The organism is Aeromonas sp. PrichA-15 (assembly GCF_017939245.1).
Classification (GTDB): domain Bacteria; phylum Pseudomonadota; class Gammaproteobacteria; order Enterobacterales; family Aeromonadaceae; genus Aeromonas; species Aeromonas caviae.
In genome coordinates this window covers 6,071-26,318 of sequence record NZ_JAGKRH010000174.1, presented here as the reverse complement: position 1 = coordinate 26,318, position 20,248 = coordinate 6,071, and the positions used below count along the sequence as shown (strand labels likewise).

General features: G+C 62.6%; 18 protein-coding genes. 11 read left to right on the top strand and 7 right to left on the bottom strand.

Features of this window, described 5'->3' with window-relative positions; all coding sequences use genetic code 11:
• Positions 1-34: 34 nt before the first annotated feature.
• Genes J9889_RS17975 through J9889_RS17960 form a run of 4 tightly spaced genes read right to left on the bottom strand, consistent with a single transcriptional unit; the run spans position 35 to position 3,230 of the window.
• Positions 35-1,201: a membrane protein gene (locus J9889_RS17975; protein WP_029313951.1), complete on the bottom strand. Its 1,167-nt coding sequence runs from the start codon at positions 1,199-1,201 to the stop codon at positions 35-37.
• Positions 1,201-1,572, bottom strand: coding sequence for a GtrA family protein (locus J9889_RS17970; RefSeq protein WP_010673439.1), 372 nt, complete (start codon positions 1,570-1,572; stop codon positions 1,201-1,203). Before J9889_RS17970 ends, J9889_RS17975 begins: the two co-directional genes overlap by 1 nt.
• Positions 1,569-2,627, bottom strand: a complete 1,059-nt coding sequence (locus tag J9889_RS17965) for a glycosyltransferase family 2 protein (protein ID WP_041214702.1) — start codon at positions 2,625-2,627, stop codon at positions 1,569-1,571. Before J9889_RS17965 ends, J9889_RS17970 begins: the two co-directional genes overlap by 4 nt.
• A gap of 57 nt (positions 2,628-2,684) precedes the next feature.
• Positions 2,685-3,230, bottom strand: coding sequence for a hypothetical protein (locus tag J9889_RS17960; protein WP_010673441.1), 546 nt, complete (start codon positions 3,228-3,230; stop codon positions 2,685-2,687).
• Positions 3,231-3,539: 309 nt separating this feature from the next.
• Between J9889_RS17960 and J9889_RS17955 the strand changes: the two genes are divergently transcribed.
• From J9889_RS17955 to J9889_RS17940, 4 genes are all read left to right on the top strand, one after another.
• Entirely contained in the window at positions 3,540-4,307 is a 768-nt protein-coding gene (locus J9889_RS17955; protein ID WP_210557573.1) for a transporter substrate-binding domain-containing protein, read from the top strand.
• Between the two features lie 91 nt (positions 4,308-4,398).
• Positions 4,399-5,880 (top strand): L,D-transpeptidase family protein, encoded by a 1,482-nt coding sequence (locus J9889_RS17950; RefSeq protein ID WP_045523555.1) that lies wholly within the window; start codon positions 4,399-4,401, stop codon positions 5,878-5,880.
• Between the two features lie 148 nt (positions 5,881-6,028).
• On the top strand, positions 6,029-6,574 hold the full coding sequence (locus tag J9889_RS17945; protein WP_210557571.1) for a YcbK family protein: 546 nt from the start codon (positions 6,029-6,031) through the stop codon (positions 6,572-6,574).
• A gap of 103 nt (positions 6,575-6,677) precedes the next feature.
• A complete protein-coding gene (locus J9889_RS17940; RefSeq protein ID WP_010673445.1) occupies positions 6,678-6,929 on the top strand; it encodes a hypothetical protein in 252 nt (83 codons plus the stop codon).
• Positions 6,930-7,023: 94 nt separating this feature from the next.
• On the opposite strand, the gene J9889_RS17935 is transcribed toward J9889_RS17940, so the two are convergent.
• Together J9889_RS17935 and cysZ are read right to left on the bottom strand one after the other, a co-directional pair.
• Positions 7,024-7,638 carry a trimeric intracellular cation channel family protein gene (locus tag J9889_RS17935; protein WP_210557569.1) on the bottom strand — a complete coding sequence of 205 codons (615 nt, stop codon included), beginning with the start codon at positions 7,636-7,638 and terminating at the stop codon, positions 7,024-7,026.
• 134 nt (positions 7,639-7,772) lie between these two features.
• Positions 7,773-8,537, bottom strand: a complete 765-nt coding sequence (gene cysZ / locus J9889_RS17930) for a sulfate transporter CysZ (protein WP_041214705.1) — start codon at positions 8,535-8,537, stop codon at positions 7,773-7,775.
• Positions 8,538-8,647: 110 nt separating this feature from the next.
• Here cysZ and J9889_RS17925 point away from each other — a divergent pair, with 110 nt between their 5' ends.
• The 3 genes from J9889_RS17925 (at position 8,648) to ligA (ending at position 15,274) form a co-directional block, all read left to right on the top strand.
• On the top strand, positions 8,648-12,022 hold the full coding sequence (locus tag J9889_RS17925; RefSeq protein WP_210557567.1) for an AAA family ATPase: 3,375 nt from the start codon (positions 8,648-8,650) through the stop codon (positions 12,020-12,022).
• A gap of 15 nt (positions 12,023-12,037) precedes the next feature.
• A complete protein-coding gene (zipA, locus tag J9889_RS17920; RefSeq protein ID WP_210557565.1) occupies positions 12,038-13,168 on the top strand; it encodes a cell division protein ZipA in 1,131 nt (376 codons plus the stop codon).
• Positions 13,169-13,267: 99 nt separating this feature from the next.
• Entirely contained in the window at positions 13,268-15,274 is a 2,007-nt protein-coding gene (gene ligA / locus J9889_RS17915) for an NAD-dependent DNA ligase LigA (protein ID WP_201890161.1), read from the top strand.
• 57 nt (positions 15,275-15,331) lie between these two features.
• Here ligA and J9889_RS17910 read toward each other — a convergent pair whose 3' ends face one another.
• A complete protein-coding gene (locus J9889_RS17910) occupies positions 15,332-16,306 on the bottom strand; it encodes a hypothetical protein (protein WP_210557587.1) in 975 nt (324 codons plus the stop codon).
• 432 nt (positions 16,307-16,738) lie between these two features.
• On the opposite strand from J9889_RS17910, the gene nrdD reads away from it, so the two are divergent.
• The 4 genes from nrdD to J9889_RS17890 all read left to right on the top strand — a co-directional run bounded on the left by nrdD (position 16,739) and on the right by J9889_RS17890 (position 20,230).
• The gene (nrdD, locus tag J9889_RS17905) at positions 16,739-18,856 is read left to right on the top strand and encodes an anaerobic ribonucleoside-triphosphate reductase (protein ID WP_104454566.1); all 2,118 of its coding nucleotides are present in this window, start codon (positions 16,739-16,741) and stop codon (positions 18,854-18,856) included.
• Positions 18,857-18,966: 110 nt separating this feature from the next.
• Positions 18,967-19,476, top strand: a complete 510-nt coding sequence (nrdG, locus tag J9889_RS17900; RefSeq protein WP_010673453.1) for an anaerobic ribonucleoside-triphosphate reductase-activating protein — start codon at positions 18,967-18,969, stop codon at positions 19,474-19,476.
• Positions 19,477-19,533: 57 nt separating this feature from the next.
• Entirely contained in the window at positions 19,534-19,704 is a 171-nt protein-coding gene (locus J9889_RS17895) for a YqaE/Pmp3 family membrane protein (RefSeq protein WP_010673454.1), read from the top strand.
• 133 nt (positions 19,705-19,837) lie between these two features.
• Positions 19,838-20,230, top strand: coding sequence for an energy transducer TonB (locus J9889_RS17890; protein WP_143237898.1), 393 nt, complete (start codon positions 19,838-19,840; stop codon positions 20,228-20,230).
• Positions 20,231-20,248 lie beyond the last annotated feature (18 nt).

Sequence of the window (20,248 nt, the reverse complement as noted above, 5' to 3'; positions counted from 1 at the left end):
TCAGTTGACCGGCTTGTAGGCATTCGGGGTGGCGTCACACGGTGAAGAACTTGAAGTTGACGAAGGCCACCGCGATGAAGGAGGCAACCATGCCGCTGATGCAGAGCACCGCGGGGCGGATGGCAGGCCAGCGATGGGCCAGCAGCACGATGGCCAGCAGGGTCGGATAGAGGCCGAACATGTAGCGGGGCATGGCGTTGAGCCCGGTCATCAGGGGGATGGTGCAGCAGATGAACATCAGGGTCGCTTCGGCCCAGCGTTTCTGGCTGAACAGGTAGCCATTCAGACACCAGCCGAAGATCACCATGATGGAGAGATAGGCCTTGCGCCCCCCCAGCTCGAAGCCGCTCAGCCACCAGTCCAGGGGGCTGTCCATATAGCGGCCCCAGGCCACCTGGATGTGCTTGAAGGCCAGGGCATCCCCGGTGAGGTGATAGAGATAGACCATGTAGGAGAAGAGGCCGAGGGGAATGAGCCAGAGGGTGAACACCACCTTGAAGGCCCGCTCGGTGAAGCGGAAGAACTCGCGCCAGCCGTAGGCTTGCAGGGCCAGGATCAGCACCGGGAACACCATCATCACCCCCAGGTTGCGGGTGGCGGAGATGAAGATGCCGAGGAAGGCGACCATGAGCCACTGTTCGCGGTAGGCGAACAGGAACATTCCCAGCATCAAGGCCATGAACATGGGCTCGGTATAGCCGGAGACGAAATAGGCGGAGAAGGGGGAGAAGGCCAGCAGCCAGACCCCGAAGCGGGCGGTGTCGTCCCCCAGCTTGAGCTGGCGCAGCACCAGCAGCATCAGGGGCAAGCTGATGAAGAAGGCGATGTTGGCCACCAGCATCAGGCCGATGAGGCTCTCCATGTCAAACAGGCTGGAGAGACCGCCGGCCAGCATGGGATAGAGGGGCATGAAGGCCCAGTTCGCCGCATTGCCCTTGCTCAACCAGCGTGGATAGAGGTCGTAACCATTCTCGATGATGCGCTGGAACCAGACGCAGTCGAACTGGCAGTAGGCCTGCAGCGGCCCGATGTCGGTGGCGCCATAGAGCTGGACGCCGAAATAGCCCATGCCATAGAGCGCCACCCGGCTCAGCACAAAGGCGGCGACAATCATCAGCCAGTCGCGGCCGCTGATGCGCAGTGACGGGCGATAGGGGAGTGCAGCCCCGGTTGACGGGGCGGTATTGGTCATATCATTCATCAGGCAAAAACCCAGATACGGGAGAGAACGTAGGTGAGCACGGTGACGGTCAGGGTGGCGATCACCACCGGCAACAGGCCGGAGAGACCGGCAAACAGCAAACCGCTCAGGATGAGGTTACGCACCGCCAGAGAGAAGAGGGCAACCAGCAGGAACTTGCTGGCGGCACCTTGTTTCTGAAAGGTGATGTAGCGATGGCCGAAGAACGAGAACCAGAACGCCACGGCAAAGGCCAAGGTCGTGACCAGGTGCTCGGAGATGGCCGGCCAGGTATGAAACAGGGCGATGGAGGTACCCAGATCGACGAGGGTGGCCCCCCCGCCGACAAAACCGAAGCGAACCAGCCGCCAGAATTCCTCGCGGGAGATCATTGAGACGCCTGCTCCTGCTGATCATCAGCGGCTTTCGCGGCGGCCTTCTTGCCAGCGCCCTTCTTGCTGGTGGTGGGCACTTCCTGCTTCTGCTCTTCATCCTGCTTGGCGTACTGGCCGTAGACCCCTTCGATGAGGTAGACGGGGCGCTGTTTCACCTCGACGAACATGCGGCCGATGTACTCGCCGATGATGCCCAGCGACAGCAGCTGGATGCCGCCGAGGAACAGCATGACCGACATCAGGGAGGCGTAACCGGGCACGTCGATGCCGAAGAAGAGCACCTGGGTGATGATCTTGAGGATATAGAGGAAGGCGATGAAGGAGACACCGACCCCGATGTAGCTCCACACCCGCAGCGGCCAGCTGGAGAAGCTCATCAGGCCGTCAAGGGCGAAGTTCCACAGCTTCCAGTAGTTGAACTTGGTTTCGCCGGCATGGCGGGCCGGGCGCTCGTAGGGAACGCCGACGGCGCGAAAACCGGCCCAGGCGAACAGCCCCTTCATGAAGCGGTTGCGCTCCGGCAACTGCTTGATGGCCTCGACCACCTTGCGATCGATGAGGCGGAAGTCACCGGCGTTCTCCGGCAGCTTGGTGCTGGTGGAGAGGGCGTTGAAGAAGCGGTAGAAGCCACCGGCGGTGAGGCGTTTCATCGGGGTGTCGGCGCTGCGATCCACCCGGATGCCGTAGACGGTGTCATAGTCGCCGGTCTGCCACAGCTTGACGAACTCCAGAATGAGAGAGGGGGGATCCTGCAGGTCCACGTCCATGGGGACGATGGCGTCGCCCTTGGCCTGGTGCAGGCCGGCGGTCATGGCCGCTTCCTTGCCGAAGTTGCGGGCCAGGTTGACCAGGGTCACACGGGGATCCCGGGCGATGGCCTGCTCGACCACCTCACGGGTGCGGTCACGGCTGCCATCGTTGACGAACACGATTTCAAGCTGGTCTTTGAGCGGGGCCAGTTCGGTATCTATCGCGCTGATGAAGGCGTCTATGCTCTCTTCCTCGTTGTAAACGGGAACGACCAGAGAGAGTCGAAAATCGGCACGGGACATGGGAACTTCCTTATTGAAAGAATTATTTTACGGAACAGATACTTGGGGCATTCCGCTTCACTGAGCCACGGTCAGTCGCACGGACTGGACGTTGAGCGGTGTCGGGGCGGAGAGCGCCAGGAAGTTGGGACGCTTGGGATCGGCGGTCAGGGAGTCGCCCGGCAGGCTGAGGCGGATCTCGTTGATGCCCGCCTTGGCCAGCTTGACCGTGGTGGTGAAATCATGACCCAGCGCCACCTTGAGCAGGGCGCCAGCCTGAGGGCTGTTGATCCTGGCCTGGATGGTGAGCTGCTCCGGCTGGGCCTGCTGCTTGGGCAGCACGAAATAGAGACCGCCCTGACCGCTCAGCTCGGTGCCTTGCTCGCTGGGCTTCTTGGCCCAGCCTTCGCTTGAGAGGAAGCGGCTCGGCTTGGTCAGGTTGAGTTCGTTGCCGGGCTGGTAGGTCATGCTGGAGTTGTGCTCCCAGAAACGGGTCTTGCCTTCCAGGTAATAGAGCTTGTAAGCCAGGCTCACGTTGGGGTGAGCGGCCAGATAGAGGGTATAAAGGTAGAAACCGCTCAGTGCCAGGATGGCAGCCAGAAAACCGAACTTTTTGTAGGTCATATTACTCACTCGACGCCCGACAGATTGATAGGCAGATTTCGCGCATATGCTAATCCAATTGCAAAAAAAGCATAGTGGATCACAAAAATATATTTGCTCACATATTAACCCTCAATCACCCTGCTTACCAAGGGGCTTTGGGGTCGTTTGCTTCCTCTTCTTGATTGTGGCTTTTTCGGCGCCAACCTGTCTGCCGCCACCTGGGGCGCATCAGGCAAACGGCTGATATTGTGCTTTTTTGTGGCAGGATCTGTCGCCATTTCACCCGGGCAGAATTAAGATGGCCTGTCCCGTCGTCAAGGATGACCCATGAGACTCTTCTCTCTGTGTGTGCTCTGCTGTCTGCCCCTCCAACCGTTGTGGGCGCAATCGTTCTGCTCCTCCCCCCTTCGCGTCGGTTTCGATGACTGGCCCCCATACCACTATTACCAGCAAGAGGGAGCACGTCGGGAACTGCGTGGATTTGCGGTCGACTACCTCAATGCCGTGTCGAATCGGCTGGGTTGTCATTTGGTCTATGTGGAGCGTCCCTGGAAGCGGGGGTTGCACGATCTTGAGCGGGGTCGGCTGGACATCGTGATGGAGGCGTATTTTGCCGATGACAGGGCGCGTTATGCCTGGTTCTCCATCCCCTACAACCCGGGCCGGACATCGCTCTGGGTACGCAAATCCGGTACCGGTGAGGAGTCGGATCTGGCGAGCTGGCTGGCCCACGGGCATCGCCTCGGTGTGACCAGGGACTACTATTACGGCCCGGAAATCACCAAGGTTCTGCAGCGATACCGCAACCAGGTGAGCGAGGTCAACGATGTGCAAAACTATCGCAAGCTGCTGCTTGGGCGGATAGACGGTTTTCTCGGGGATAGTCTGGCCACGCCCTGGGGTCTGAAAAGAGAGGGGCTGTCGGATGCGGTCGTCCCCCACACCATGGCGATCCATGAGACGCCCACCTTTTTCATGTTGAGCAAGAAGACCCTGTCCGGGGAATTCGTGGAGCGGTTCAACGAGGCGATAGTGGCCGTCGGTGACAGCGGGGAGCAGGAACTCATCTGGCGTCGTTACACCTCCGTCCGCTAGCAAAGTCGCCAGCATTCACGCATCATGGGGACCTGACCGTCGCGCCTGACAGGCCGAAATGAACCGATTTGAGGCAAGCGTGGTAAGAAGCATGGGTAAGAAGTATTGGTTGGCATTGGCGAATCTCATCTGGCTGGGCTGCTGGCCGGCCAGTATGGTTCATGCCAGCACGGAACAGGCGGTAGTGGCCAGTCCCAGCATTCAGCATGACTGGTATCAGAACGAGGTGGCCGAGCAGGCTCGTCATGAGCTTGAACAGCAGTTGCAGGAAGCGGTGCTGGCCCAGCTGCATCCGGATTTCTACCGCCTCTGGCAGCAGTTGCAAAAGACCCCGGCGGATCGGCGCGGTGCCCTCTATGATGAGGCCTTTGGCAAGCTGGCCCGGTTCCAGCAGGCCTGGCGAGGGATGGATCTGGTCGCGCGCGAACAGATGCAGACCCTCAAGCTGGATCTGAACCGCCCCCTGGCCCACGCTCCCCAGGGAGACAATCTGCTGGAGCAGGTCAGGCAACTCAGGCCACAGGTGGCGGAATACGACGCCGTGCGCGAAGAAGTGCGCAAGCTGCTGGCCATGCCCATGGCCAAGCACTGGCCCACTCTCTCCATGCCGACCCTGCGGGCCGGGGAGAGCTCGACCGAGCTCGGCCAGATCCGCTCCATCCTGAACGAACTGGGGGACAGTGCCCCGACTCACCAGGACAGCCTCTACGATCCTGAGACCGAACAGGCCATCAAGCAGTTCCAGCGCCGCCACGGCCTGACCGCCGACGGCATCATCGGCCGTCAGACCCGCAGCTGGCTCAATACCGGCCCCGAGGTGCGCGCCAGCCTGCTGGTACGCAACCTGTGGCGCCGTGATCTGGTGGATCACCTTGCCGGTCGCTATGTGCTGGTCAACATTCCGGACTACCGCCTGAGCGTGGTGGAGTCTGGCAGCGAGGTCTTCACCAGTCGGGTCATCGTCGGCAAGGAGCAGCGGGCCACCCCCATCCTCGCCAGCGAGATCCGCTCCATCGTGCTGAACCCGGCCTGGCACGTGCCGCGCTCCATCCTGAGCAAGGACATTCTGCCCAAGCTCGGGCGCGATCCTGCCTACCTGGATCGCGAACAGTTCGAGGTGATCGACGGCGAGGGCAATCCGGTGCAGTTCAGCGAAGATGGCTGGCACCATGCGCTGGCCTCCGGTTTCCCTTACCGGTTGCGGCAAAAGCCGGGGGATCACAATGCCCTGGGTCGCTACAAGTTCTATCTGCCCAACAACGATGCCATCTATCTCCACTCCACCCCGCGCAAGGCGCTGTTCGAGCAGGGGGCCCGTGCCTTCAGCTCGGGTTGCATCCGGGTGGAACACGCCGACGATCTGGCAGAGCTGCTGCTGGCGGACTCCCGCTATCAGCCGGACAAGGTGGCCAGCATCCTGAAAGAGACCCAGACCAAGTGGCTGCCCCTGAGCAACCCTATCCCGGTGTTTACCGTCTACTGGAGCAGCTGGATTGATGAAGAGGGACGTCAGCAACTGCGCAACGATATCTACGGATTCGACAGAGTCAGCTATCAAAGCCGCTTGCTGTGATCCTCGCCACAGAGTGAAAAGCTCGGCCCGTGCCGGGCTTTTTCATGGGTGAATGGGGTTTGACAGCGCTTTTTCTGGCAGGTAGTTTCGGCCCTTGTATCAAATTCATTCACCTGTGTGACTTCACCATGAGATGGACGGACAACGGATGCTGGGACAAGAGATAAGCCGACGCCGTCTGCTGCTGGGGGCGGGTTGCCTGATGGGGGCCAGCCTGCTGTCGTTCCCTGCGCTGGCGAGCCGCAGCACTTCGGGACGGGAACTGAGTTTCTTCAACCTCAATACTGGCGAGCGGGTACGCGCCAGTTATTGGGAAGATGGCCACTATCTGAGCGACGGGCTGGCGGAGCTCAACCATATTTTCCGTGACTACCGTCGCAACGAAGTGTTCAACATCGACAGAAAGCTGTTCGATCAGCTCTTTCTGCTGCAACACAAGCTGGGGCGCCACGGCGAAATCCAGCTCATCTCGGGTTATCGCTCCCCGGCCACCAATCAGCAGAAGCGGCGCAAGAGTCGCGGCGTCGCCAAGCACAGCTACCACACCCTGGGGCAGGCGGTTGACGTGCGCATCCCCGGCGTGCAGCTGGCACACCTGCGCAAGGCCGCCCTGAACCTCAAGGTGGGCGGTGTGGGTTATTACCCTTCCGACAACTTCGTGCACCTGGATACAGGCCCCGTTCGCAGCTGGTGAGTCGGGATTTCCTCAAAGTTTGAGTGCCGATTGTGTCTTTTTGCCGCTGGCATTGAGGGGGACCAAGCTGCTAGGCTCTGGACTCCAGCCAGAGGAGAGAAAGATGAAGCAGATTGTGATCGGGGGGCTCATCGCCCTGTTGTTGACTGGTTGCGGCAAGCTCAACCGCGAGAGCTACGACAAGCTGAAGGTCGGGATGAGCTATGCCGAAGCGAGTGCCATCCTCGGCAAGGCCGAGCGTTGCGACGATGCTCTCGGCACCACGAGCTGTGTCTGGGGAGGGGAAGGCAAGAATATCAAGGTGCGTTTCATCGCCGACAAGGCGACCTTCTTCAGCTCGGAAGGGATCAACTGACCCTTTCCTCTCTTGCCGATGCCCAACAAAAAAGCGCCGTATGGCGCTTTTTTGTTGCTCGTTATCCGTGCAATATGGCCAGGAACTGGCGCGATCAATGGGTGGCGTACTGATAGTTGAAGGTGGGCAGTCCCCACTTGAAGCGTACCGCCAGGAGCCGCAGCACGAAGCCGATGCCGATGGCACCGAAAGCGGCCCAGTCGTTGGGCAGCCCATGGTGCAGCGCAAAGCAGTAGAGCGCGGCGGTGATCAGCGAGACGGCGGCATAGAGCTCGCGCTTGAACACCAGCGGGATGCGCTGACACAGCAAGTCCCGCAGTACCCCCCCGAACACGCCGGTCACCACGGCCATGCTGCAGGCGATGCCGGCCCCGTGGCCCATCTCGAGCGCCCGGGCAGCCCCGAAGATGGAGAAGACCACGAGCCCCAGGGCATCGAGCGCCAGGAACAGCTTGCCAAGGTAGCGCATCAGCGGGGCCGAGATGACCCCGGCCATGGCGGCGCCCGCCACCAGCAGCACGTATTCGGGGTGCTCGACCCAGAGCAGGGGATAGTGGCCCAGCAGTACATCCCGAATGGTACCGCCACCGATGGCCGTCGCCGAGGCGATGATCACGACGCCAAACAGATCCATCCGTCGCCGACCCGCTGCCAGCGCGCCAGTCATCCCTTCGGCCACCAGGCCGAGCAAGAAGAGTGCATGTAACATGAGATATCCCAGGGTGCGAGAAAGGCCCGCATCCTAACAACCCTGCGCTGGGGCGACAAGCTATCTTGGTTATGCATTAGATTAAGTAATGAAAAGGGGGCTTTCGCCCCCTCTTTTGATCATGATGACGCGGTTCAGCGTCCAAGTTGCTCGCTGCGGTATTGGTCTACCCACATGGCGGTGGCGCCACAGATGGCCACCGGCATCACGAAGAGATTCACCACCGGGATGGCGGAGAAGAGGGTCACCAAGGCGCCGAAGCTCAGGCACTTTCCACGACGCTGCTTGAGGGCGTCGCGCATGGTGATGAAGCCGATCTTGTGGTTGTCGAACGGATAATCGACATACTGGATCGCCATCATCCAGGCGCTGAGCAGGAACCAGAGCACGGGGGCCAGGGTCTGGCCCACTACCGGGATCAGGAAGAGGATCAGGCAGCCGATGGCCTTGGGCAGATAGTATTTCAGCTTGATCCATTCGCGGCCGAAGGTACGGGGCACATCTTTCACCACATCCAGCATGCCGGTGTCATTCATGGCTTCACCGGTGAGGATCTGTTCCACCTTCTCTGCCAGCAGGCCGTTGAAAGGGGCGGCTATCCAGTTGGCCACCGAGCTGAAGATGAAGGAGAAGACCACCAGTATGGTGATGAGGGCGATGGGCCAGAGCAGGTAATCAAGCCAGGAGAGCCAGCTCGGGATCTGCTGGTGCAGCCAGGCGAACAGGCCGTCCAGTTGTAGCAACAGGGCGTAGAAGGCACCGGCAAAGAGCACGAAGTTGACCAGCAGGGGGATCAGCACGAAGGTGCGGATGCCGGGCTGGCGGATGAGTGAGAAGCCGCGCAGGAAGTAGTCTGCACCGCTGACCGAATCTTTGACCATGTGGGGTGATTGGCTCATGTGAGCTCCATCAGTGAATGGGGAAAGTGCCAGCATATTACAAACAAGCCTTTGATTTGGTAAAGTCGCCTGCCCGCCTCCTCTTTATTTCGTTACCCACATAGGCCGCCATGCGTCTGAAATTGATCAAACTCGCCGGTTTCAAGTCGTTTGTCGAGCCGACCCGCATCGAACTCAACGCCGACATGACCGCCGTGGTGGGCCCCAACGGCTGCGGCAAATCCAACGTCATTGACGCCGTGCGCTGGGTGCTGGGGGAGAGCTCCGCCCGCCATCTGCGCGGCGAGAACATGACCGACGTCATCTTCAACGGCTCCATCAACCGCAGCGCCCATGGCCGCGCCTCGGTGGAGCTGGTGTTCGACAATCCCCACAACCGGGTACCCGGCGAGTTCGGCCGCTTTACCGAGATCTCGGTGCGCCGCGAAGTGCTACGCGACGGCTCCAACCACTACCAGATCAACGGCCAGAAGTGCCGCCGCAAGGATGTGACCGACCTCTTCCTCGGCACCGGCCTTGGGCCCCGCAGTTACGCCATCATCGAACAGGGCACCGTCAGCCGGCTGGTGGAGTCCCGCCCCGCCGATCTCAAGCTGTTCATGGAAGAGGCCGCCGGGGTCTCCCGCTACAAGGAGCGGCGCCGGGAGACCGAGCAGCGTATCCGCCATACCCAGGAGAACCTGGAGCGCCTTGGCGATATCCGCGGCGAACTGGGCTCACGCCTCGAGCATCTCAAGGCCCAGGCCGAGACCGCCGAGCGCTATAAGCAGCTCAAGAGTCGATCACGTGCCGCTCGTGCGGAGCTGATCGGCTCGGAACTGTGGGCGCTGGAGACACGTCTTGGCGAAGCCAAGACCGAACTGGCCCAGACCGAGCAGGCGCTGGCGGCCCTCGATGCCAAGCGCACCGCCGACGAGGGGCGTCACGTCATTCTGTCGGTGGCCCGCCAGGAGGCGCAGGCCGAGCAGGCGAGCCGCCAGCAGCAGATTTTCCTCGGCGGGCAAGCCATCGCCCGCCTCGAGCAGCAGCAACTGCACCAGAGCGAGCTGGGCCGCGACTGGCAGGCGAGGCGGCAGGCCCTCGGCGAGCGTATCGACGGCCTCAAGGCCCAGCTGGCCGGCCAGCTGGAGCAACTGGGCGACAGCACGTTGCAGGGGGAGGTCTCGTCGGCGCGCCTCGAGCAGTGTGAGCAGTTGCTTACCGACCAGCAGAGCGTGCGTGCGGCTGCGGGCGATCGGCTCGAGCAGGCGCGCCAGCGTCAGCAGCAGTGGCAGCAGCAGCTGGGCCAGTTGCAGGGGCGGCTCAACCAGACCCGCGCCGAGGTGAACGGCCTGCAGGAGCTGCAGGCCAAGACCCGGCTTGCCCGCCTCAAACTGGAAGACGAACAGGCCGGGCCCCTTGGCGGGGAGGGGGAGAACCTGCAACCGGCCCTCGATGCCCTGGCGGCGGAACTCTCGCTCTCCCGCGCCCGCCATGAGGAAGCCGATGTGGCGTGGCAGGCCGGTGTGTCGCGCCATGAAGCACTCAAGGCAGAGCAGGGTCGCCAGCAGGGCCTGCTGCGCGAGCTGGAGGCGCGCCTCGCCACCCTGGATCAGATCCTGGGGGAGCAGATGGCGGGCGCGACCCTGGCGGATCGGTTGCAGGTGCCCCCCGAGTGGGCCCGGGGGCTGGACAAGGTGCTCGGCCGCTGGCTCACCGCAATCCCGGCGGACGAGTGCAACCTGGCGCAACCCGGACTCTGGATTGGCCCGGCCCAGCCAGCCAGGGCCGATACCCTGGCGGCGCAACTGGGGGGCGAGCACATTCCGGCTTTCCTCAACGCCATCTGGCTGGCAGAGAGCAGGGAGGAGGCGCTGTCCCGCCTGCACAGCCTCTCTGCCGGTGAGTCGCTGCTCACTCCCGCCGGTGACTGGTTCGGCCCCAACTGGGCGGATCTGGGGGAGGGCATGGCCCTCGGTACCCTGGCGCTGCTCGGTGAGCGTGAGCGGCTGCACACCGAGCTGGCCGCGGGCCGGGAGGCGCTGCACAGACTCGACGAGCAGCTTGTCGCCGCCGATGCAGCGCGGGCCCAGCAGCATGGAGCGCATGAGCTGGCTCAGCGCACCCTGCGCGAGCAGGAGCAGCAGTGGCAGCAACTGCGCGAAGCCTGGAGTCTGCGCGAGGGGCAGCGCCAGGAGCGCTTGCAGCGCCTGGGCCAGCTGGGGGAAGAGCTGGCCCGGCTCGATAAGGAGCAGGCTGAGGAGGCGCAGCGGCTGGCGTCGGCCGGGGAGCGGCTTGAGCAGGATGAAGCGGCCCTTGGCGAGCTGCAGGAGCAGGGGGAGGTACTCGCCGAGGCGCAGCTACTCGCCCAGGAGCAGGTGAGCGGGGCGGAACGGGCGCTGGAAGAGGCGCGCCTTCGCCGGGAGCAGCAGCAGGCGGCCTGCCAGCGGTTGCAACTGGAGCAGCAGAACCTGCGCCAGCTCATCACGCTGCGTGAGCAGGAGCTGGCCCGTCTCGGCCTGGAGCTGGCGGAACTCAAGGAGCCAGGGGCCGCTCCGAGTCAGGATCTGTCGCCCCTGCTGGTCGAACAGCGTAATCTTGAGGCGCAGCAACTGGCCTGTCACCAGCGGCTCGCAGAGCTGGATCGTCAGCTGACCGAGCTGGAGCAGGCCAGAAGCGCCGATCACAAGCAACTGGTGAAAATTCAGGAGAAGCTGGCGACCCTGCGGCTCGAGCGCGAGCGCAACCTGACGCGCAGGCAGGGACTGCACGAGCAGTTCGAAGAGCTGGGCGTTCGCCTGGTGGACCTCGATCAGGCGGTGCTGATTGCCGCTGATCGCGGCAAGCTGCGCCAGGAGATCCAGACGCTGGAGGCGCAGGTGGAGGCGCTTGGCGCCATCAACCTGGCGGCACTGGAGGAGTATGAGGAGGCGAAAACCCGTTCAAGCTACCTGGAAAATCAGTGCCAGGATCTGGAGCAGGCCCTCGACACCTTGAGCCAAGCCATTAAAAGAATTGATAAAGAAACACAAATACGCTTCCGCGACACTTTCGATAAGGTCAATGAAGATTTAAAATCCCTGTTCCCAAAAGTGTTCGGGGGGGGCAGTGCCTGGCTTGAGCTGACCTCGGATGATCTTTTGGAGGCCGGAGTGAGCATCATGGCAAGACCTCCGGGCAAGAAGAATGCTACCATTGCCCTGCTTTCCGGGGGGGAGAAGGCGCTAACCGCCCTTGCGCTGGTTTTTGCCATCTTCAGACTCAATCCAGCACCATTTTGTCTGCTGGATGAGGTGGATGCACCGCTCGATGAAGTGAACGTCGGTCGCTTCTGTTCTCTTGTCAAAGAGATGTCGAGCACAGTACAGTTCGTTTACATCAGTCATAATAAGGTCTCCATGGAGATGGCCGAGCAGCTGGTTGGCGTCACGATGCAAGAGCCCGGGGTTTCGCGCATAGTGTCGGTCGATATCGGTGAAGCCGTCGCTTTGGCTGAGCAAAACTAGAAAGAGAAGCAGCTAATGCAGGAATTGCGTTACATCTTGGTTGCCCTGGGCGGTATTGCCATCGCGGCATTGCTCATTCACGGGTTGTGGAGCAACAGAAAGAATCGTCAGGCACCGATCAAGGAGAAACCTCTGGGTCGGATGGAGTCCAAGTCCCGTGAGCGTGACAACGACGCCTTCGACAGCGATGGCATCGGTCAGGTGCGTGTGGTGAGCGGTGGCCGTCGTGCCGAGCCCAAACTGCGCAGCGACGAGGCCCGTCAGCCCGAACCCCGCCGTGTCGCCCCCGTTCCCGCCTTCGATGATGAAGATGACGACGCCGATCTGCCGCCTCCCGTGGTGCGCAAGCCTGCCGCTCGCCCTGTCCCCCCTCAACCTGTGTATGAGGAAGAAGAGGACTATGACGAGCCGGTTGCCGCCCCTGTTGAAGAGGCCCCTGCCGCGCCGGTGCGCAAACCTGCACAGGTGATCCGCCGTACCCCGGTACACCGTTCCCGTCCGCAGCGCGAGCCCATGATGCAGCCGCTGGACGAAGAGCCGCTGGTGGAGCCGGCCTATGCCCAGGCGCCGACCTTCGGTGCACGCGAGCCGGCACCGGTTGCCCAGCAGGCTCCCCGCTACGCCCAGCCGGCTTATGAAGAGCCCGCTTACGATGACGAGCCAGCCTATGAAGAGCCGGTTCACACAGCCGAGCCAGAACCCGCTCCGGCCCCGGTCGAGAAGATCTGGCAGGATGTCTATGTCATCAACCTGATGGCCCGTCCCGGCCACGATCTGCAAGGGGCGACCCTGCTCTCTTCCCTGCTGGCGCTGGGCTTCAAGTTTGGCGAGATGGACATATTCCACCGTCACGAAGATCTGGGCGGCAAAGGGGAGGTGCTCTTCTCCATGATCAACATGGTCAAGCCGGGTACCTTCAACCCCTATCGCATGGAGCAGTTCAGCACCCCGGGTGTGTCCCTCTTCATGCAACTGCCCCTTCGCAGCAATGCCGCCTTCGCCTTCGAGCACATGTTGCAGGCCGCGGATCAGCTGGCGAGCGATCTCGATGCCATGCTGACCGACGCCTCGCGCAGTCCCCTCAGCGACGACGACATCGCCCGCTACCGTCACGAGCTGGCGGCCTACGAGGCCAGCCGCGACTGATGCGCCATGGGGCTTGAACAATGAAAAGTGCGGTACCCCGGTGCCGCATTTTTGTTTCTGCCCCAGACTGAATGTTCCATCACACTTCGAGACTTTTTCATGAGCGATATCCTCTCCCGCCACCGTCAACTGTGTGAGCTGCTGACCGAGTACGGCCATCAGTACTATGTGCTGGACAACCCCACGGTGCCGGACGCCGAATACGATCGCCTGATGCGCGAGCTGATTGCGCTGGAGGCCGAGCATCCCGAGCTGAAAACCCCGGCCTCGCCGAGCGTGCGGGTGGGAGGCCAGCCGCTGACCGCCTTCAAGCAGGTACGCCACGAGATCCCCATGCTGAGTCTGGACAACGTCTTCAGCAGCGAGGAGTTGCAGGCGTTCGAGCAACGCATGAGTGATCGCCTCAAGCGGGAGGTGACTTTTACCTTCTGTTGCGAACCCAAGCTCGACGGTCTGGCGGTGAGCCTGCTCTACGTGGATGGCCAGCTGGTACAGGCCGCCACTCGCGGGGACGGCACCACAGGGGAGGAGATCACCGAGAACGTGCGCACCATCAAGGCCATTCCCCTGACCCTGCGCGGCCAGGGGTGGCCGGCGCGGCTGGAGGTGCGTGGGGAGGTCTTCATGCCCAAGGCGGGGTTCGAGGCGATGAACCGCTATGCGCTGGCGGCGGGGGAGAAGGTGTTCGTCAACCCGCGCAACGCCGCTGCCGGCAGCCTGCGCCAGCTCGATTCACGCATCACCGCCAGCCGCCCCCTCAGCTTCTATTCCTACGGCGTGGGAGTCGGTGGCGACGAGCTGGGGAACTCCCACTTCGCTCGCCTCAATCAGCTCAAGGCCTGGGGTCTGCCGCTCAGCCCGGAAGTGAAGCTCAAAGAGGGTGCCGCCGGCTGCCAGGCGTTTCACGACGACATTCTGGCGCGCCGTAGCGAGCTCCCCTACGAGATCGACGGCGTGGTCTACAAGGTGGACGACATAGCACTGCAACAGGAGCTCGGTTTCGTGGCCCGCGCGCCGCGCTGGGCCACCGCCCACAAGTTCCCGGCAGAAGAGGAGATGACCCTGCTGGAGAATGTTGAGTTCCAGGTGGGCCGCACCGGTGCCATCACCCCGGTGGCCAAGCTCAAGCCGGTGTTTGTCGGCGGCGTCACCGTTTCCAACGCCACTTTGCACAATGCGGACGAGATCGCGCGCCTTGGCGTCATGATCGGCGACACCGTGATCGTGCGCCGTGCCGGGGACGTGATCCCCCAGGTCGTGGCTGTGGTGGAGGCGCAGCGCCCGGCGGATGCCCGCGCGATCCTCTTCCCGACCGAGTGCCCGGTGTGCGGCTCGGCGGTGGAGCGGCTGGAAGGGGAGGCCGTGGCCCGCTGTTCCGGCGGTCTCTTCTGCGAGGCCCAGCGGGCGGCCGCCATCAAGCACTTCGCGGCGCGTCGCGCCATGGATGTGGATGGCCTTGGCGACAAGATAGTGGAGCAGCTGGTGGACAAGGGGCTGGTGAAGACCCCGGCGGACCTGTTCAGCCTCAATGCCATCCAGCTGGCCGGTCTCGAGCGGATGGGGCAAAAATCGGCCCTCAATCTGGTGGCGGCCATCGATGCCGCCCGCAGCACCACGCTGCCCCGCTTCCTGTTTGCCCTGGGGATCCGCGAAGTAGGGGAGGCGACCGCCTTGAACCTCGCCAACCACTTCCTTACCCTGGATGCCCTGCGCGCCGCCTCGGTAGAGCAGTTGCTGGAAGTGGCCGACGTGGGAGACATAGTGGCCAAGCACGTCTACTACTTCCTGCGCCAGCCCCACAACATCGAGGTGCTCGACGCCCTGTTGGCCGCCGGGATCCACTGGCCGGCCATCGAGAAGAAGGAGGCAAGCGATCAACCTTTTGCCGGCAAGACCTTCGTGCTGACTGGTACCCTCACCGCTTTGTCCCGCAACGACGCCAAAGCGGCGCTGCAGGCCCTGGGGGCCAAGGTGGCGGGCTCGGTGTCGGCCAAGACCGACGTGCTGGTGGCGGGGGAGGCGGCAGGCTCCAAGCTCGCCAAGGCCCAGGAGCTGGGGATCACCATCTGGACCGAGGCCGAGTTGCAGGCGGCCATTCAGCCCTGAGAATGCACGTTTGAGCAGACAAACCCGGCCCACTGGCCGGGTTTGTCGTTGGTGGGCTCACTCGACGTAGCTCACCTTGTCCTGCCAGGCATCGGGAGCCGTCAGGTGCCAGCGTGCCAGTTCGCTCTTGCTGAACAGATATTCCCCGCGGGATGCGGCGCGGGGGGAGAGGGCGCCGGGCGCCGTGCCCGAGAGGATGGCATTGGCCAGTTCGGCGGCTCTCTCTCCCTGGCTGTGGCCGTCGAGCACCAGACCGCCGATGGCGGCTCCCCTGCCCACTGCAAAGGCCCAGAAGCAGAACAGTGGCACCGGGCTGTGGGAGCTGGTCCACGCCAGCACCTGCTGCTCGTCCACATGCCTGCCCTGCTCGTCGATGAGGGTGTGATAGAGGCCGAGGAAGAGAGCCTGATAGCCGTTCTGCTGGCTGGTGAGCACCGCCTCCTGCCAGCGCCGGTAGTCGGTGAATTGCCGGCTGCTCACCCGGGTCTGGCCGACCCGCAGCTCGCTGCGGGCCTTGAACTCGTCCTCGACGGCGGTGTGCGACACCTCGCTCTCGTCAAACAGCACCAGCGCCTTGCTGATGCCGCCCATCAGCTGGCTCATCTCGCTGATGTTGCGCTTGAGCAGGGGGCGCTCCAGCACGCCGGTTATCAGGGGGTGGCCGACCAGCCCCTTGGGGCGCGGGTTCTCGTTCATGCCGAGAAACACCACAGGGGTGCCCAGGGCGGCGATGGGACGGGTGAGGGCGTTGATGGCGTTGTCATCGCCGAGCACTACCAGCGCCGGCTTGCGCGCCTGATAGGCCGCCATTCCCTGGCTGACGAGCCGCTCTGGATCCTGATGGGGTTGACGCTTGGTATCCAGATAGAGGTGGCTGATGTGGTGCTCCCCCTTGAGGTATTGCTGCAGGCCGGCGCTGTAGCTCTGATCCCACAGATTGGTCTGGTGGTAGCTGCTGATCACCAGGATCTCGGCGGCCAGCAGCTGGAGCGGGAAAAGGGCCAACAGGGGCAACACCTTGGTCACGTTCATCTTCCATGGGCAGAACACTGCACCCATTATGTGCGTTCCGGCTGCTGGTTGCCTCGGTCAATTGTTGTCAGATGGTGCCATCCTCCCCTGCGGCCTGCCATCGGGCGCCAGCCCGCCCCCCGTCTGGGATGCACAGAGATAGCCTCTTTTGGCGCTGGCTGTGAACTGCCCCACTCCTTCCAAAACCTGTTCTGGATCAAGAAACAGGGTACCGCTTTGGTGCCTAATAGACCCCACATATAGGGGTAAGCATAAAAAAAACACCCATATATAGTGTCATAAAGCTGTGCATAAGTGGTCGCCCTCTCAGTGTCAGCCCAGGTGTTTCAAGCCTTGGCTGACCTTGTTTGCGCCGGGGACGGGCGTGGAGAAGGGGACTCAACGAGGGTGAGCCGAGGGTGGCCACCAGGTCTTTCAATACGGGGAAAATCGATGAAACCGGTAGTGATCAAACGCGATGGATGTCGTGCACCATTCAATGGCCAACTGATCCGCGATGCGGTCAGCCGAGCGGCGGCAGCGGTCAATCAGGCCAGTCCGGCGCTGGCAGAGCGCATTGCCGCCGCTGTCAGCCAGGAGCTGGAGGGGCGAGGGGAGGTAGACATCCACGAGATCCAGAACCGGGTCGAGAACCACCTGATGGCCTCCGACGACAAGGCCATCGCCCGTGCCTACATCGAATACCGTCACGACCGTGATCAGGCTCGCGAGGCCCGGGGTCGCCTGGCCCAGGAGATCCGCGGCCTGGTGGAGCAGACCAACGCGGCCCTGCTCAACGAGAACGCCAACAAGGACTCCAAGGTGATCCCGACCCAGCGTGACCTGCTGGCGGGCATCGTCGCCAAGCATTACGCCATCAGTCACATGCTGCCCCGTGACGTGGTGCAGGCCCACGAGAGCGGCGACCTGCACTTCCACGATCTCGACTACTCCCCCTTCTTCCCCATGTTCAACTGCATGCTGATCGATCTGCAGGGGATGCTGACCCACGGCTTCAAGATGGGCAATGCGGAGATAGACACTCCCAAATCCATCAGCACCGCCACCGCGGTGACCGCCCAGATCATCGCCCAGGTGGCGAGCCATATCTATGGCGGCACCACCATCAACCGCATCGACGAGGTGCTGGCACCCTATGTGACCATCAGCTGGCACAAGCACCGGGAGGTGGCCGAGGAGTGGGGGATCCAGGATGTGGACGCCTACGCCATGGCTCGCACCGAGAAGGAGTGCCACGACGCCTTCCAGTCCCTCGAATACGAGGTCAATACCCTGCACACCGCCAACGGTCAGACGCCGTTCGTCACCTTCGGCTTTGGCCTGGGGGATAGCTGGGAATCGCGCCTCATCCAGCGCGCCATCCTAGGCAACCGCATCGCTGGCCTTGGCAAGAACAGGAAGACCGCCGTCTTCCCGAAACTGGTGTTCGCCATCAAGGATGGCCTGAACCACAAACCGGGGGATCCCAACTACGACATCAAGCAGCTGGCGCTGGAGTGCGCCTCCAAGCGGATGTACCCGGACATCCTCAACCACGACCAGGTGGTCAAGGTCACAGGCTCCTTCAAGACCCCCATGGGGTGCCGCTCCTTCCTCGGTGCCTTTGAAGAGAATGGCGAGCTGGTCCACGAAGGGCGCAACAACTTGGGGGTCGTGAGCCTCAACCTGCCGCGCATTGCCCTGAAATCCCGCGATGAAGCGGATTTCTGGGACAAACTGGATGCCGCCCTGCGGGTGGCCAAGACAGCGCTCATGTACCGCATCAAGCGCCTGGACGGGGTCAAGGCCCGGGTCGCCCCCATCCTCTACATGGAGGGGGCCTGCGGGGTGCGCCTCAAGGCCGATGACAACATCAGCGAGATCTTCAAACATGGCCGCGCCTCCATTTCGCTGGGTTACATCGGGGTACACGAGACCATCAACGCCCTCTATGGCACAGACGTCCACCTGTTCGACAGCGAGACCCTGCGCCAGAAGGCCATCGCCATCATCGCGCGGCTCAAGGCGGCCACCGACGAGTGGAAGGAGGAGACCGGCTACGGCTTCAGCCTCTACTCCACCCCGAGCGAGAACCTCTGCACCCGTTTCTGCCGCATCGACGCCAAGGAGTTTGGCGTGGTGGCCGGGGTGACCGACAAGGGCTACTACACCAACAGCTTCCACCTGGACGTGGAGAAGCAGGTGAACCCCTACGACAAGCTGGACTTCGAGGCGCCCTATCCGCCCATCGCCAGCGGCGGCTTCATCTGCTACGGCGAGTACCCCAACATCCAGCACAACCTGGAGGCGTTGGAGAACGTCTGGGACTACAGCTATGACAAGGTGCCCTACTACGGCACCAACACCCCCATCGACGAGTGCTACGACTGCGGCTTCACCGGCGAGTTCGAGTGCACCTCCAAGGGCTTCACCTGCCCGCGCTGCGGCAACCATGACCCCGCCAAGGTGTCGGTGACCCGCCGGGTGTGCGGCTATCTCGGCAGCCCGGATGCGCGCCCCTTCAACGCGGGCAAGCAGGAAGAGGTCAAACGCCGCGTCAAGCATATGTAAGCGAGCAGACCCCACCCCAGCCCTCCCCTTGGCAGGGGGCGCAAAGAAGCTCCTCCCCCTTTCGAAGGGGGAGGTTGGGAGGGGGTTGGCCGTTAACCCAGAGAATTCGAATGCACTACCACCAGTACTACCCGGTCGATGTGATCAACGGTCCCGGCACCCGCGCCACCTTGTTCGTGTCGGGTTGCGAGCACCAGTGCCCCGGTTGCTACAACCAGAGCACCTGGCGGCTCGATGGGGGCAAGCCGTTCGATGAGGCGATGAGCGATCGCATCATTCACGATCTCAACGACAGCCGCATCAAGCGGCGCGGACTGTCGCTCTCCGGCGGTGATCCGCTCCACCCCGCCAACGTGCCGCATGTGCTGGCGCTGGTGAAGCGGGTGCGGGCCGAGTGCCCCGGCAAGGACATCTGGTGCTGGACCGGCTATCTGCTGGCCGATCTCAGCCCGGCCCAGCGGGAGCTGGTGGCCTTGCTGGACGTGCTGGTGGATGGCAGGTTCGAGAAGGCCCTGGCGGATCCCGGTCTGCTCTGGCGCGGCAGCAGCAATCAGATGGTTCACGACCTCAACGCCTGGCGGAAAGGAGGAGAGCGGATCCCCTGTCTGGTTTGCAGTTGAGGCCTTGGGTGTTTATGGTTAGGCCAACCCCAAGCGCTGTTTACACGAGGAATCCCGATGAACAATCTGCTCAAGATCCTGCTGGCCATCTTTCTCCCCCCGGTCTGCGCCTTTATCCAGGTAGGCTTCAGCCTCCATTTCCTCATCAACATAGTGCTGACCCTGCTGGGCGGTCTGCCCGGCATGGTTCATGCCCTCTGGCTGGTGGTAAGCGACAAGCGCGCCTGAGCCGTGAGAGATCACAAGGCCAGCCCTCCGGAGTTGGCTTTTTTTTGCCTGCCAGATGGGGGCTTCCCGGATGAGCCCCTTTGCCTGACACTGGCGCGTCGCTCATGGAATCGAGCGATACAACGAAGAGGGAATGTCAGTGCGTGTGAAAGGGTTGTTGCTGTGGGCCGCCCTGGCCCTGCTCGGGGGCTGTGCCAGCCCCACCGCCAAGCTGAATCAGCCTCCGGTGGATGTCACCTGGGAAACGCTGCCCGAATACTGGGTGCTGGTGGGGGATGCCATCAGTTTTAACCCGGTCGGGGGGCTGCCGGCGAAGAGGCCGGTCAAGGGGTATGTGACCCTTCGCTACCTCATCGACTCCAATGGCACGCTGTTCAGCCCAGAGGTACTGGAGTCCCAGCCTCCCGGCGTGCTGGATCTCATCGCCATCTCCGGGCTGGCGCAGCTGCGCTACCGGCCATCGGAGCAGAATCTGCAAGCCATTCCGGCTCGGGTTGTGGCCCGATTCGAAGTGGAAGTGAAATGACAAACACCCCGGCCAGGT

Bases quoted from the DNA above. Each gene is read 5' to 3' on its own strand.
- J9889_RS17935 (WP_210557569.1), bottom strand. From the start codon at position 7,638: ATGTTACATGCACTCTTCTTGCTCGGCCTGGTGGCCGAAGGGATGACT.
- J9889_RS17975 (WP_029313951.1), bottom strand. From the start codon at position 1,201: ATGAATGATATGACCAATACCGCCCCGTCAACCGGGGCTGCACTCCCC.
- J9889_RS17945 (WP_210557571.1), top strand. From the start codon at position 6,029: ATGCTGGGACAAGAGATAAGCCGACGCCGTCTGCTGCTGGGGGCGGGT.
- ligA (WP_201890161.1), top strand. From the start codon at position 13,268: ATGAGCGATATCCTCTCCCGCCACCGTCAACTGTGTGAGCTGCTGACC.
- nrdD (WP_104454566.1), top strand. From the start codon at position 16,739: ATGAAACCGGTAGTGATCAAACGCGATGGATGTCGTGCACCATTCAAT.
- J9889_RS17950 (WP_045523555.1), top strand. From the start codon at position 4,399: ATGGGTAAGAAGTATTGGTTGGCATTGGCGAATCTCATCTGGCTGGGC.
- J9889_RS17970 (WP_010673439.1), bottom strand. From the start codon at position 1,572: ATGATCTCCCGCGAGGAATTCTGGCGGCTGGTTCGCTTCGGTTTTGTC.
- J9889_RS17960 (WP_010673441.1), bottom strand. From the start codon at position 3,230: ATGACCTACAAAAAGTTCGGTTTTCTGGCTGCCATCCTGGCACTGAGC.
- J9889_RS17910 (WP_210557587.1), bottom strand. From the start codon at position 16,306: ATGAACGTGACCAAGGTGTTGCCCCTGTTGGCCCTTTTCCCGCTCCAG.
- J9889_RS17890 (WP_143237898.1), top strand. From the start codon at position 19,838: ATGTCAGTGCGTGTGAAAGGGTTGTTGCTGTGGGCCGCCCTGGCCCTG.
- J9889_RS17940 (WP_010673445.1), top strand. From the start codon at position 6,678: ATGAAGCAGATTGTGATCGGGGGGCTCATCGCCCTGTTGTTGACTGGT.
- J9889_RS17965 (WP_041214702.1), bottom strand. From the start codon at position 2,627: ATGTCCCGTGCCGATTTTCGACTCTCTCTGGTCGTTCCCGTTTACAAC.
- J9889_RS17895 (WP_010673454.1), top strand. From the start codon at position 19,534: ATGAACAATCTGCTCAAGATCCTGCTGGCCATCTTTCTCCCCCCGGTC.
- zipA (WP_210557565.1), top strand. From the start codon at position 12,038: ATGCAGGAATTGCGTTACATCTTGGTTGCCCTGGGCGGTATTGCCATC.
- cysZ (WP_041214705.1), bottom strand. From the start codon at position 8,537: ATGAGCCAATCACCCCACATGGTCAAAGATTCGGTCAGCGGTGCAGAC.
- J9889_RS17925 (WP_210557567.1), top strand. From the start codon at position 8,648: ATGCGTCTGAAATTGATCAAACTCGCCGGTTTCAAGTCGTTTGTCGAG.
- J9889_RS17955 (WP_210557573.1), top strand. From the start codon at position 3,540: ATGAGACTCTTCTCTCTGTGTGTGCTCTGCTGTCTGCCCCTCCAACCG.
- nrdG (WP_010673453.1), top strand. From the start codon at position 18,967: ATGCACTACCACCAGTACTACCCGGTCGATGTGATCAACGGTCCCGGC.